The 12792-nt window shown below is 72.6% G+C and carries 11 protein-coding genes; 5 read left to right on the top strand and 6 right to left on the bottom strand.

Features of this window, described 5'->3' with window-relative positions:
• Window positions 1-145: 145 nt before the first annotated feature.
• From ACGFZW_RS29980 to ACGFZW_RS29970, 3 genes are read left to right on the top strand one after another with little or no spacing between them, the layout of a single operon-like run.
• On the top strand, window positions 146-1441 hold the full coding sequence (locus ACGFZW_RS29980; protein WP_393896383.1) for a magnesium transporter MgtE N-terminal domain-containing protein: 1296 nt from the start codon (window positions 146-148) through the stop codon (window positions 1439-1441).
• Window positions 1431-2012, top strand: coding sequence for a DUF1003 domain-containing protein (locus ACGFZW_RS29975; protein WP_393896382.1), 582 nt, complete (start codon window positions 1431-1433; stop codon window positions 2010-2012). Before ACGFZW_RS29980 ends, ACGFZW_RS29975 begins: the two co-directional genes overlap by 11 nt.
• Before the next feature lie 42 nt (window positions 2013-2054).
• Complete coding sequence (locus ACGFZW_RS29970; RefSeq protein ID WP_393896381.1) at window positions 2055-3230, top strand: Mrp/NBP35 family ATP-binding protein; 1176 nt, start codon at window positions 2055-2057, stop codon at window positions 3228-3230.
• Between the two features lie 121 nt (window positions 3231-3351).
• Here ACGFZW_RS29970 and ACGFZW_RS29965 read toward each other — a convergent pair whose 3' ends face one another.
• The 5 genes from ACGFZW_RS29965 to sigE form a co-directional block, all read right to left on the bottom strand.
• Window positions 3352-3999, bottom strand: a complete 648-nt coding sequence (locus ACGFZW_RS29965) for a hypothetical protein (protein WP_393896380.1) — start codon at window positions 3997-3999, stop codon at window positions 3352-3354.
• Between the two features lie 117 nt (window positions 4000-4116).
• Window positions 4117-4602 (bottom strand): sec-independent translocase, encoded by a 486-nt coding sequence (locus tag ACGFZW_RS29960; protein WP_393896379.1) that lies wholly within the window; start codon window positions 4600-4602, stop codon window positions 4117-4119.
• Window positions 4603-4716: 114 nt separating this feature from the next.
• Window positions 4717-6537: a S1C family serine protease gene (locus ACGFZW_RS29955; RefSeq protein ID WP_393896378.1), complete on the bottom strand. Its 1821-nt coding sequence runs from the start codon at window positions 6535-6537 to the stop codon at window positions 4717-4719.
• Window positions 6538-7842: 1305 nt separating this feature from the next.
• Entirely contained in the window at window positions 7843-8778 is a 936-nt protein-coding gene (locus ACGFZW_RS29950) for a zf-HC2 domain-containing protein (RefSeq protein ID WP_393896377.1), read from the bottom strand.
• Window positions 8775-9467: an RNA polymerase sigma factor SigE gene (gene sigE / locus ACGFZW_RS29945; RefSeq protein WP_393896376.1), complete on the bottom strand. Its 693-nt coding sequence runs from the start codon at window positions 9465-9467 to the stop codon at window positions 8775-8777. Before sigE ends, ACGFZW_RS29950 begins: the two co-directional genes overlap by 4 nt.
• A 276-nt stretch (window positions 9468-9743) precedes the next feature.
• Between sigE and ACGFZW_RS29940 the strand changes: the two genes are divergently transcribed.
• A complete protein-coding gene (locus ACGFZW_RS29940) occupies window positions 9744-10427 on the top strand; it encodes an O-methyltransferase (protein WP_393896375.1) in 684 nt (227 codons plus the stop codon).
• A 283-nt stretch (window positions 10428-10710) separates the two neighbouring features.
• On the opposite strand, the gene ACGFZW_RS29935 is transcribed toward ACGFZW_RS29940, so the two are convergent.
• Window positions 10711-10878 carry a DUF3117 domain-containing protein gene (locus ACGFZW_RS29935; protein WP_003985072.1) on the bottom strand — a complete coding sequence of 56 codons (168 nt, stop codon included), beginning with the start codon at window positions 10876-10878 and terminating at the stop codon, window positions 10711-10713.
• A 315-nt stretch (window positions 10879-11193) separates the two neighbouring features.
• Between ACGFZW_RS29935 and ACGFZW_RS29930 the strand changes: the two genes are divergently transcribed.
• Window positions 11194-11994, top strand: a complete 801-nt coding sequence (locus tag ACGFZW_RS29930) for an enoyl-CoA hydratase/isomerase family protein (protein WP_393896374.1) — start codon at window positions 11194-11196, stop codon at window positions 11992-11994.
• The last annotated feature ends 798 nt before the right edge of the window (window positions 11995-12792 follow it).

Genomic DNA, 12792 nt, shown 5'->3' with positions numbered 1-12792 from the left:
ACCTGGGCCGTCGGCGGTTTTCGGCGGCGTGCCCGACCGGACGCCATACGGCCGTTCCACCGGGGCGGCGGCGACCCGGGCGCGTTAGCCTGAACCCGGACCGAGGCCATATTCCAGGCAGAACGGGAGAAAGGGAGGCCCCTGCATGGCGGTGGTCTTCGTCTCCCATCTCTCCGGCGTCGCCGTCTTCGATCCCAACGGCGACCAGGTCGGCCGGGTCCGCGACCTCGTCGCGATGCGACGGGTCGGCAACCGCCCGCCGCGCCTGCTGGGCCTCGTCGTCGAGGTGATCAGCAGACGCCGGATCTTCCTGCCCATGACCCGGGTGACGGGCGTGGAGTCCGGCCAGGTCATCACCACCGGCGTGATCAACATGCGGCGCTTCGAGCAGCGGGCCTCCGAGACCCTGGTGCTCGGGGAGCTGCTGGACCGCCGGGTGCGGGTGGTCGAGACCGGTGAGGAGGTCACCGTCCTCGACATCGGGATCACCCAGCTGCCGGCCCGCCGCGACTGGGAGATCGACAAGGTCTTCGTCCGCAAGGGCAAGGGCGGTGCCCTGCGCCGCAAGGGCGAGACGCTGACCGTGGAGTGGTCGGCGGTGACCGGCTTCTCGCTGGAGGAACACGGGCAGGGCGCGGAGAACCTGCTCGCCACCTTCGAGCAGCTGCGGCCCGCCGACCTCGCGGGCGTCCTGCACCACCTCTCCGCCAAGCGGCGCGCCGAGGTCGCCGCGGCGCTCGCCGACGACCGGCTGGCGGACGTCCTGGAGGAGCTGCCCGAGGACGACCAGATCGAGATCATCGGCAAGCTCCAGGACGAGCGGGCCGCCGACGTCCTGGAGGCGATGGACCCCGACGACGCCGCCGACCTGCTCTCGGAGCTCCCCGAGGAGGAGAAGGAGCGGCTGCTGGCCCTCATGCGGCCCGAGGAGGCCGCCGACGTCCGCCGGCTGATGTCGTACGAGGAGCGCACCGCGGGCGGCCTGATGACCACCGAGCCGATCGTGCTGCGCCCGGACGCGACCGTCGCTGACGCGCTGGCCCGGGTCCGCGACCCGGACCTCTCCCCCGCGCTCGCCGCGCAGGTCTACGTCTGCCGGCCGCCGGACGAGACCCCCACCGGGAAGTACCTGGGCCTGGTGCACTTTCAGCGGCTGCTGCGGGACCCGCCGTTCACCCTCGTCAGCTCGATCGCCGACACCGATCTGCCGCCGCTGCCCCCGGACACCCCGCTGCCCGAGCTGACCAGCTATCTGGCGACGTACAACATGGTCGCCGCGCCCGTCGTCGACGAGAGCGGCGCGCTGCTCGGCGCGGTCACCGTCGACGACGTGCTGGACCACCTGCTGCCGGACGACTGGCGCGAGGCGGAGATGCACGGCGAGTCGGCGACGGGTGTGAGCGGCGAGGCGTATCTCAGGGAGGCCGGGAATGGGCGCTGAGGAGCGGGAGAGCGCCAAGGAGCGGTCGCGGGTCCACGGGGCGTCCGCGGTCCGCCGGGGCGCCCCTGAGCGGCCCCGGGTGCGGCTGGACCAGCCGCGGGCGCCGCGCCGTACGTTCTGGCCGGAGTACGACCCGGAGGCCTTCGGGCGGCTGTCGGAGAAGATCGCCCGTTTCCTTGGGACCGGCCGGTTCATCGTCTGGATGACGGTCATCATCATCCTGTGGATCATCTGGAACGTCGGCGCGCCCAGTGGATGGAGGTTCGACGAGTACCCCTTCATCTTCCTGACCCTGATGCTGTCGCTGCAGGCCTCCTACGCGGCGCCGCTGATCCTGCTGGCCCAGAACCGGCAGGACGACCGGGACCGGGTCACCCACGAACAGGACCGCAAGCAGAACGAGCGCTCCATCGCCGACACCGAGTACCTGACGCGGGAGATCGCCGCGCTGCGGCTGGGCCTGGGCGAGGTCGCCACCCGTGACTGGATCCGCTCCGAGCTGGCCGACATCATGAAGGAACTGGAGCTGCGGCAGATGGTCGACGCGGAGAGTGACGAACGCGACCGCTGACGGCCTTTCCGGAGGCCCACTCCAGCGCCGTACCATCGGTGCATGGCTACCGACACGCCCACAGGCTCCGCGTCGAGTGCGTCCGCTCCCGGCGAAGATGCCGTCCGCGCCGCCCTCGCTACGGTCAACGACCCCGAGATCCACCGCCCCATCACCGACCTGGGGATGGTCAAATCGGTGGAGATCGCGGCAGATGGCGCGGTCACGGTCGCGGTCTATCTGACCGTCTCCGGATGCCCGATGCGCGAGACCATCACCACCAACGTGCGTGAGGCGGTCGAGGGTGTCGAGGGCGTCACCGGTGTCACCGTCGAGCTGGACGTGATGAGCGACGAGCAGCGCAAGGAGCTGGCGACGTCGCTGCGCGGCGGCACCGCCGAGCGCGAGGTCCCCTTCGCCCAGCCCGGCTCGCTGACCCGGGTGTACGCCGTCGCCTCCGGCAAGGGCGGCGTCGGCAAGTCGTCGGTGACGGTCAACCTCGCCGCGGCGATGGCGGCGGACGGCTTGAAGGTCGGTGTCGTGGACGCCGACATCTACGGTCACTCCGTGCCCCGCATGCTGGGCGCCTACGGCAAGCCCACCCAGGTCGAAAACATGATCATGCCGCCTTCGGCGAACGGCGTGAAGGTCATCTCGATCGGCATGTTCACCCCCGGCAACGCCCCCGTCGTCTGGCGCGGCCCGATGCTGCACCGCGCGCTGCAGCAGTTCCTCGCCGACGTCTACTGGGGCGACCTGGACGTCCTCCTTCTGGACCTGCCCCCGGGCACCGGCGACATCGCCATCTCCGTGGCCCAGCTCGTGCCGAACGCCGAGATCCTCGTGGTCACCACGCCGCAGCAGGCCGCGGCCGAGGTCGCCGAGCGGGCCGGCTCGATCGCCGTGCAGACCCACCAGAAGATCGTCGGCGTGGTCGAGAACATGTCCGGGCTGCCCTGCCCGCACTGCGACGAGATGGTCGACGTCTTCGGCACCGGCGGCGGCGAGCGGGTCGCCGAGGGGCTGACGAAGACGACCGGCACCCAGGTCCCGGTGCTCGGCTCGATCCCGATCGACGTGCGGCTGCGCGAGGGCGGCGACGAGGGCAAGCCGGTCGTCCTGACCGACCCCGACTCCCCCGCCGGCTCCGCCATCCGTGCCGTCGCCGGCAAGCTGGGCGGCCGTCAGCGCGGCCTGCAGGGCATGTCGCTGGGCATCACCCCGCGCAACAAGTTCTGAGGGGTCCGGCGGAGGGAGCTCGCGCTCTCTGCGCCGGCACGGTGAAGGGGCGGGCCCGCTGCGGGTCCGCCCCTTCACCGTCCGTGCGGGCGACCGGGCTCCGCCGGCCCGCCCGCGCCGCTCAGCCCTCGTACACCGCGAGGTCCTGGATCACCGAGAAGGCCACGCCGTACGCGCTCATACCGCGCCCGTAGGCGCCGATGTGCACGCCGTCGGCGCCCTCGCTCGCGGAGCCTGCCAGCACCCAGCCGTACTCCGACTCGCGGTAGCGGAACGGTGTCGGCACGCCGTCGACCGGCAGTATCAACTCGCTCCAGCTCTCGCCGTCGAGATCGTCCGCCAGCTCCCAGGCGATCATCGTCTGCTGGTCCAGCCAGTCGTCGCGCAGTGTGCGGTCCATCTGCGACGGCCAGGTCTGCGCGAGCAGCCCGGACCCGGCGAGCCAGGCCGCCGTCGAGATCGAGGTGGCGTCCAGGACGCCGGTGCCGTCGGCGCTGCGCCGTACCGGGCGGCTGGCGACGGTCACGACGACCGCGAACCGCTCGGTCTCCTTCGTCGTTTCCACCCTTATGGTGGGCGTCTCGCCGTGCCCGGTCGCACCGTGTTCCACGGTGCCGTCCGCGGCCACGCCGACCCGCATCAGCCAGCGAGGTCCGGTGAACGCCTCATCGAGGCCGTACCACGGGAACGCGGCCAGCAGATAGCCGTCGACCTTCCGGCCGACGTCGGCGGACACCGCTTGTGCCGCTGTCCGACTCGTCGTCTCCATCTGCGCGGAGCCTCCTTGTTGCCCTGCGTCGTGGGCGGCCCGCCCCCCTCAGGCGACCTCACCCCGGACACCGGGAGCATAGCCATACGGGTCAACACAGCCGGGCATACGGGAGTATCAGGTGGCGTCGGCGTCGAAAGGCGGACGCTCTGCCTGTTCCCCGCTGCCGCTCTTTTTGACCATGTCAGGGCGGCCGGAGGCGGCGGCCGGGGCTTCCTTGGACAGATTCGGGCCTGCGCCATTCGAGGGCGCGGCGGACGCGTCGCCGTCCCGGCTGTGCACCGCGTCGGTGACCTCGGCCATCTCCTTCTTCAGGTCGAAGCCGTTGCGGATCTCCTGAAGGTCCTTGAGGCCGTACTCGTCCTTCTCCAGGACGTGCTTGCGCACGAAGTTCTTGGGCTTGAGGTCGTCGAACTCGAAGTCCTTGAACTCCGGGCCCAGCTCGCTGCGGATGTCTTCCTTGGCGCTGTCGGAGAACGCCCGCACCTTGCGGATGAAGCCCGTCACGTCCTGAATGACCTTGGGCAGTTTGTCCGGGCCGAAGACGAGCACCGCAAGGATCACGAGCGCTACCAGCTCGAGGGGTCCTATGTCGAAGAACACCTTGCGGCTCCTTGGGGTATCGCGGCCTCGGGGGCCCGGAGGCCAGGCCGTCTCTCACGGTACCTGGCCCGTCGCCATGGGCGGGAGTCACCCGCACCAACACCCTGCAAACGATCAGTCCGTGCTGGAGGAGCCCAGCGTGAGCCGGACGGACCGCTCCTCCCCGTCCCGCTCCAGGGTCAGCAGCAGGCTGTCGCCCGGCCGGTGGCTGCGGATCTTGACGATCAGTTCCTCACCTCCGTGCACCGGAGCCCCGTCCACCTCTGTGATCACGTCGCCGGGCCGGATCCCGGCCTTCGCGCCCGGACCACCGGGGGTGACCGGCGCCTTCGCGTCCTTGCTGCGGGCGCTCACCCGCGCACCGTCCCCGGTGTAGTCCATCTCCAGCGTGACGCCGATCACCGGATGGGTGGCCCGCCCGGTGTTGATCAGCTCCTCGGCGACCCGCTTCGCCTGATTGATCGGTATGGCGAAGCCCAGCCCTATGCTGCCGCCCTGCGCGCCGCCGTCCAGGCCGCTGCCGCTGTCGGCGGCCCGGATCGCACTGTTGATGCCGATCACCCGCGCCTTGGAGTCCACCAGCGGCCCGCCGGAGTTGCCCGGGTTGATGGGCGCGTCCGTCTGGAGGGCGTCGACGTACGACACATCGCTGCCGTCGCCCTTCTCGCCGCCCGCGGTGATCGGGCGCTGCTTGGCGCTGATGATGCCCGCGGTGACGGTGTTGGCGAGGTCGTAGGGTGCGCCGATCGCCACGACCGGATCGCCGACCCGCACCGTGTCGGAGTTGCCGAGGGCCAGCGGCCGCAGCCCCGTCACGCCCTCGACCTGGACGACCGCGAGGTCGTAGCCGCCGTCCTGGCCGATGACCTTGGCCTTGGCCGTCTGGCCGCCGCTGAAGGTCACCGAGATCTCCCCGCCCGTGCCGGCCGGTTCGACGACGTGGTTGTTGGTGAGGATGTGGCCCTGCCGGTCGAGGACGAAGCCGGTGCCGGTGCCCTGTTCTGCGCTGCCGCGGACGTGCAGGGTCACCACCCCGGGCAGCGCGGTCTGCGCGATCCCGGCGACGCTCTCGGGATTGCGGCCACCCTGCTCGCCTGCGGCCTGGGGAAGCTCGATGTCGCTGAGGCCGCCGTTGCGCTCGATGTACGCGCCGATGCCGCCGCCGACCCCGCCCGCGAGGAGGGCGACCACCACCGCGCCGATGGCGAGCGTTGCGCGCCGGCTGCGCCGGCCACCCGGCGGAGGCCCTGCGGCACCGCCGTGCTGCGTGGCGCTCCAGGGGTCGTACTGCTGCCAGGCGCCCTGCGGGGCGGCGACGGTGTTTGCGGGACCTGCTGCCTGACCATGACCCGTGAGGTCCGGAGAGGGCTGCGGCTGCGGCTGCGGCTGCGGCTGCGGCTGCGGCTGCGCGGCGAACGCGCCGGTGGGGGCGTGCGGAGCCGCCCCGGCCTGCGGCTGGAGGGCCGCTGGGGGCTGATGCGCCGCTGCGGGCTGCGGGTGCGGCTGCTCGGGCGGCAGCGACCGGTCGCCCCCGGAGCGCTCAGCGCCCGCCGACCGTGCGCCGGCGGCGCGGGGACCCCCGTCCCCGGGCTGCGGCATGAACCCACCGTCCGTGCCGTCGCACGGGGTGCCCACGCCCTCGTCACGGGCGCCAGCGGTCTCATGACCAGGAGCCTGCGGGGCGGCGGTCTGCAGGGCGGTGGGCGTGCCGGCGGGGACGCCGTGCGGGAGGTGGTGCGCGCCGGTGTGCCCGTCCGGTGCGGCATGCGCCCCGTCCGGCGCTCCCCCGCCGCTGCCTATGCCTGCGGCTGGGGGCGGGGGCGCGCCAGCGGCTGTGGAGGTGGAGGTGGACGCTGCGGTGCCTGGTGCGAGCTGCGGGCCCGACGGCACACCCTGCTGCGGCACGCCGGGGTGGCCGGCGCCCGCCTGCGGCATGTGCGGAGCAGGCGGGGAGTGCGGAGCCTGGGGTGGCTGCGGGACCTGCGGGGGCATGGCGCCGGAGGGGGTCGGCGCCGGCGCGCCGTACGCGGGCTGCGGCCCGGCCGGCGGCGGCATACGCGTGCCGTGCGCCGGAGTGGGAACCGGGCGCTGGACAGGCGGCGCGGGCGCCCACGGGCCGGGGCCACCGTACGGGGGCGTGCCGTACGGGTCTTCGGGATGCAGCGGCTGCCGGATCTGCGCATCAGCACGCGGCCCAGCCGAGGCGGCCTGACCAGCAGCACCCCGGGGGGCGTCGACGCCCTGACTCCCCGCCACTGGGGCGGAGAGCGTCGGATCGGGTGAAGGCGCGGGGGCAACGGGCGTGGCCGCGCCGTGCGTCGGCCCGGAAGGCGCCGCGTCGGCAGGCACCGCGAGGGAGGACGTCGCGGCGTCGTCTCCCGGAAGCCCGGGGGCCGCAGCGGAGGCAGCCATGGCGTCGGACGTCGGGGCGGAAGGCGCCGGGACCTCATGCGACCCGACGCCGGACGTCGCGACGGCAGAGGGCCCGTCAGGTGTCGCGGCCGAAGGCATCGGGGCGGAAGGCGTCGAGTCGGATGCGGACACGGCGTCGGGGCTCGCGGCGGCGGGTGTCGGGGCCGGCAGTTGCGCGCGCGGGTCGGCAGCCGTCTTCTCCCCGGCGTCCTCGGCGATCTGACCGAGCGTCACGGTCGACGCGGCGCGGTGGCCGCCGGACGGCCCGGCTCCGGCCTCAGGGGCCGGCGCGTCCGGCGCCTGAGGAGCCGTGGCGCCCGTGGACTGCTTCTCGAGGCGCACCGGGTACGCCGCGGCGCCGCGGGTCTCGTGCGCGGTAGGGACGAGTCCGTCCGTCGTTTCGGGCGCCTCGGGACCGCCGTGCGGGCCAGGAGCCGGACTCGCATCCGGCTGCTGCCCACGCTCCGGCGGACGAACGGTCCAGTCCTCGTCCTCCCGCGGCCCGGCGGAGGAATCTGACGCGGCGCCGTGCGCGACGGTGCCGTCCGGCACGCGGGCATTCGGCGCGAGGGCTCCCGACGCGGCGCCAGCTGGGGCAGTCGGGGTGTGCGGACCGGTCTCGGCGGACGGTTGCGGGCCCGGAGTGTGTCCCGGACGGCTCCACCACTTCAGCTTCGGCCCGGCGGCCTTACCGTCGTCCATGCTCTCCCCACCCATTTCGCCCGCCGCGCTGCGCGAGCCACCGCCACCTCGCGGCCCACCCCCGAACAGGGGTGCGCCGCCCAACAGCGATTCAACCAGTTCCGCGCGGGCCTGCGCAGGGTCCGGTCAGTGCTGGGCGGGGGTTGTTCCCTGGGCGACGGGACCGGGGGTCGCCGCCGAGCCGACCAGCGGTCGCTTGGGCTCCAGCGGCGGCTGCGGGTGGGGGCGCTTGGCGGTCGCCTGGCTCTCGGCTGCCACCGGGGCGAGGTGGTAGGCCGAGCCGGGGCCGGTCGCAGCTATCAGCGGCGGCAGGCCGAACCGGCCCGCCGTCGGGCTCGGGGCCAGGAACGAGCGGGAGGGCACGGCCGTGCCGGGACCGTACAGCCCCAGCGAGCTGGGGGCGGGAGCCGTGGCCTGCGCACCGGCCTGTGGTGAGGAGACCGACCGGGCATTGCGGTTGAGGAGGAGTTCCTCGCCGCGCACCGGCGAGCCACCTGCCGGCGGAGTGGCGCTGAGCGGGACGGCCGTGCCGGTGCCGTCGCCGCGCCCGGCGGGCGTATCGACGGCAGCCTCCAGCGGCAGCGCGCCGCCGAGCGCGAAGGCCGCGAGCGAGACCGCCCCGGCAGCCGCGAAGGCGAATCTGCGCCGCTGCGGAGCGGGCCGGTCGGTGTCGTGGACGCGGAAGCCCTGCGGGCGGGGCCGCGGGGGGACCGCGGACATGGCGTGGCCCTCGGAGGGGAGATAGCCGAAGGGGCCACCCGTCGCGAAGTCACCGGGCCCCAGGCCACCCGCGCCGAGCCTGCTGCCCGGGCCGTTCTGGTCGCCGCCGGGCAGCCCCTGGAGGCGCGCCAGCAGACCCTCGGACGGGCCGGGGGGCGCCGTCTCGGCGAAGACGCTCTTCAGCCGGCGCTGGGCGTCGGCCTCGGCCTTGCACTTACCGCACGTGGCGAGATGGGCGAGCACCCGCTCGCGCGCGTCATGCCCCAACTCACCGTCGACCAGGGCTGCGAGACGGTCGCCGAGATGTTGTTCGGAAGGAGACGGACGGCCAGTACCGCTCACGCGATCCCGACCTCCCCGGTGGAGACCACGGCCAGCGCGCGCTGCTGTTCACGCTCTTCGGCGCGCGCCGCCGGGGAACGGTGCTTGAGCGCCTTGCGCAGGTGGGAGCGGCCCCGGTGGATCCGGCTGCGGACCGTGCCGAGCTTGACGCCGAGGGTCGCGGCGATCTCCTCGTACGACAGCCCCTCGATGTCGCACAGCACGACGGCGGCGCGGAACTCCGGCGCGAGGGTGTCCAGCGCCTGCTGCACATCCGCGTCGAAGTGCGTGTCGTTGAAATGCTGCTGCGGGGAGGGCTCGCGGCTGGGCAGGCGCTCGGCCGCGTCGTCGCCGAGCGCGTCGAAGCGGATGCGCTGACGGCGGCGGACCATGTCCAGGAAGAGGTTGGTCGTGATGCGGTGCAGCCAGCCCTCGAAGGTGCCGGGGGTGTACGTCGACAGCGATCGGAAGACGCGGACGAACACCTCCTGCGTGAGGTCCTCGGCGTCGTGCTGGTTGCCGGTGAGGCGGTAGGCAAGGCGGTAGACCCGTGCACTGTGGGTGCTGACGATCTCCTCCCAGCTGGGGGGAGTCCACGCCTGCACATCCGCGTCCTCGGCGAAGGTCGCGGTGGGTGCGGAATCGGTGGTGGTGGCTCCTCCCATGCCCTTGGGGCCATGGGCACGGAAACGGTCAGCGGTGTTTGTCACGGATTTCGGCTCGGCGGACGACCGACGCGAGCGCCTCAGCACTCTGCGGTCACCCGCTGCAGCCGCACCTCCCCTGGTGGCTCTGGTGGTGTCCAGTAGAGCCCCTACCATATCCACCTCGCCCGTTAGCTCCGGATAAGCAGATTTGACCTGCATTTGGTCCTGCTTCTGGTCTTGCCGCATGTCTCGCGCGGTCTTCACCGGTGCATCCCCCCTGCCTCTTGATAACGCCCGGTCCCATCTGCGGGTTCCCGCACGCAGCGGATACAGTCACGGTTGCGTCAACTACGGGGACAGGAGAGGGCCATTACCGGCAACCGGCAGACGAGCTTGGCTTTCGCCGAGGCGTACGGCGCCGGGACCATCGACGGCACCGCCGAAGCCGCCCTGCGCTGGTCCCGGGACCGCGCGCGCGAGGCAGGCATCCGTACGGTGACGACCGGCACCGGCGCGGCCCTGCGCATGCTCGCCGCCACCGCCGACGCCAAGGCCGTCGCCGAGATCGGCACGGGCACCGGCGTGTCGGGCATCTACCTCCTGCACGGCATGCGCCCGGACGGGGTGCTGACCACGGTCGATCTCGAACCGGAGCGGCAGACGTTCGCCAAGCAGGCGTTCCGCGAGGCGGGCTTCGCCGGCAACCGCGCCCGCTTCATCCCCGGCCGCGCCCTGGACGTCCTGCCCCGCCTCGCCGACGGCGGTTACGACCTCGTCTTCTGCGACGGGGACCTGGTCGAGTACCTCGAGTACCTCGCTGAATCGTTGCGTCTGCTGCGTCCCGGCGGCCTGGTGTGCTTCGAGGGCGTCTTCGCGGACGGCCGTACGGTCGACTCCGCGGTGCAGCCCGCGGAGGTCCTGCGACTGCGCGAGCTGCTGCGGGCCATCCGGGAGAGCACCACCCTGGTGCCGTCCCTACTGCCGGTGGGCGACGGACTGCTCTGCGCAGTCAAGCGAGGCTGACCGCCCCCCCTCCGGCCCGCGACCTCCGCCCTCCCATCGTGGGACGGCTTAGTCACCTTCAGCCCGCCCCCCGGGTGTCGGGTCCAACGTGAATCCACGACAGCCAAGGGCCGACGACATCCGAGGCCCGCGTCCGCCATGACGGCGATGACGGCGGTGACATAAACGAAACAGCCCCGGCACGCGGCGCGCATTTCTGCACGCCGCCTGCCGGGGCCGGGGTATTCGGCTGGGGATACCGGGGGTCAGCCCCCGGGGAACCGCAGCAATTGGGCCGCCCTCGTCAGACGGTGACCTTCTCCAAGGCCTCACCCAGGGCCTTGGCTTCGTCGGGTGTCAGCTCGACGACGAGTCGCCCGCCGCCTTCGAGCGGAACGCGCATGACGATGCCCCGCCCCTCCTTGGTCACCTCGAGCGGGCCGTCGCCCGTCCGCGGCTTCATGGCCGCCATGCTCGTTCCCCTTCCTGAAACCAGCTCATCGCAGCCGACAACCCACGTGTCACCGGCATCGAACACATTGCTTCCCAGTCATTATCCCGCATCGAACGACCCGATGACCAACATCGGCCTGCATCCCTTTGGCAACGCGCTCTCTCAAAACCACTCAATTCGGGGAGGCGGCTGCGATACTGCGCCACCCGCACACGTCCGACGCGCCCGGATTGTTTGACGTACGTCACATGTCGGCAGCCGATGATCTCCGGCATCCTGAGCGCTGGCTGCCATTACCAGGCAGTACGAGCCGCGACGGAGGGGACTCCCACTATGGCCGACACCGTGCTCTACGACGTGACCGACGGACTCGCGACGGTCACTCTCAACCGCCCCGACGCGATGAACGCGCTCAACATCGAGGCGAAGGTCCAACTGCGGGACACCCTTCAGCAGGCCGCCGCCGACCCGGCCGTCCGGGCCGTACTCCTCACGGCCACCGGGCGCGCCTTCTGTGTCGGCCAGGACCTCAAGGAGCACATCGGGCTGCTGGCCGAGGACCGGGCCAACGGCTCGGGCAACACCATGAACACGGTGCGCGAGCACTACAACCCCATCGTCACGGCGTTGACCGAGATGCCCAAGCCCGTGGTCGCGGGGGTCAATGGTGTCGCCGCGGGGGCGGGTGCCGGGTTCGCGCTGGCCGCCGACTACCGGGTCGTCGCGGACTCCGCCTCCTTCAACACCTCCTTCGCGGGCGTGGCGCTGACCGCGGACTCCGGGGTGTCCTGGACGCTGCCCCGTCTCATCGGCCACGGCCGGGCCGCCGACCTGCTGCTCTTCCCGCGCAACGTCAGCGCCCAGGAGGCCTACGACCTGGGCATGGTCAACAAGATCGTCCCCGCCGCGGAGCTGGCCGCCGAGGCCGCGGCCGTGGCCCGCCGACTGGCCGACGGACCGACCGCCGCCTACGCCGCGCTCAAGGAGTCGCTGGCCTACGGGGCGGGCCACTCGCTCGCCGAGACCCTCGGCAAGGAGGACGAACTGCAGGGCCGGGCCGGAGCCTCCGAGGACCACGGGATCGCGGTCGAGGCATTCGTGAAGAAGGAGAAGCCGCGCTTCCTGGGCCGCTAGGACGGCCTGCCGGGCCCGGTGGCTCGGGAGCACGACCGTGGCCGTGGCGGCGCCGTAGGAAGCGACCTGGCGCGCCACCGGCCCGCGGTGCCTCGGGGCTGCCGGTCCATACGGTCGTGGTCCCTTCGGCGGGAATCCATGCAGCGGGGATCCATGCGGTCGTCGAACCCGGCTCGGGCAGGCTGCACCACCGTCCGCGAATCCGCCGCGGTCAGTCCGCCACATCGGCAGCCCTGTACGGAACGTCGGCTGCCGGGGCCCGCCGCTTGCCCCGGCCGGCTCGAATCCCGTTTTCCGGCCGCCCCTGCCCCGATCCTCATCCGTCACCGACTGCCGCCCACCGACCCCACTCCGCGCGCGGATCAGCCATCCACCCGGGCTACCGGGGTGACGGCACGGTCCGCGAAGCCGCCGGAGCAGCGCCGCCGCATCGGCAGCCCCTTACCGGCCCGAAGGTTGCCCCAGCCGGCCGGTCGACTCGCAGCCCGTCTCCGGCCACCGGCTCGGATCCGCACGGCCACCGATCGACGTCCACCGACTCAACTCCGCGTGCAGTCAGCCACCCGCCCCGACAGCCGGAGCGGCGGCACAGTCCGCCAATCCGCCAGTCGGTCCGCCACATCGGCAGCCCGTACAGCCCGCCGGTCAGCCAGAAGCTGCTCGACTCGCAGCCCGTCTCCAGCCGCCCGCCCCGATCCGCACGAGTCACGACTGCCGTCCACCGACCCCACCCCGCGCGCGGTCAGCCACGTACCCCGGCTACCGGCCCGCCCTGTCCGGGCACGAGCCCACCCGTGC

The organism is Streptomyces sp. NPDC048248 (assembly GCF_043201875.1).
GTDB lineage: Bacteria > Actinomycetota > Actinomycetes > Streptomycetales > Streptomycetaceae > Streptomyces.
The sequence above is the reverse complement of the archived record's forward strand: the minus strand, read 5'-3'. Positions and strand labels throughout refer to the sequence as shown.

Bases quoted from the DNA above. Each gene is read 5' to 3' on its own strand.
- ACGFZW_RS29965 (WP_393896380.1), bottom strand. From the start codon at position 3,999: ATGGAGACGACGAGTCGGACAGCGGCACAAGCGGTGTCCGCCGACGTC.
- ACGFZW_RS29980 (WP_393896383.1), top strand. From the start codon at position 146: ATGGCGGTGGTCTTCGTCTCCCATCTCTCCGGCGTCGCCGTCTTCGAT.
- ACGFZW_RS29970 (WP_393896381.1), top strand. From the start codon at position 2,055: ATGGCTACCGACACGCCCACAGGCTCCGCGTCGAGTGCGTCCGCTCCC.
- ACGFZW_RS29935 (WP_003985072.1), bottom strand. From the start codon at position 10,878: ATGGCGGCCATGAAGCCGCGGACGGGCGACGGCCCGCTCGAGGTGACC.
- ACGFZW_RS29975 (WP_393896382.1), top strand. From the start codon at position 1,431: ATGGGCGCTGAGGAGCGGGAGAGCGCCAAGGAGCGGTCGCGGGTCCAC.
- ACGFZW_RS29955 (WP_393896378.1), bottom strand. From the start codon at position 6,537: ATGCCGCAGGCGGGCGCCGGCCACCCCGGCGTGCCGCAGCAGGGTGTG.
- ACGFZW_RS29930 (WP_393896374.1), top strand. From the start codon at position 11,194: ATGGCCGACACCGTGCTCTACGACGTGACCGACGGACTCGCGACGGTC.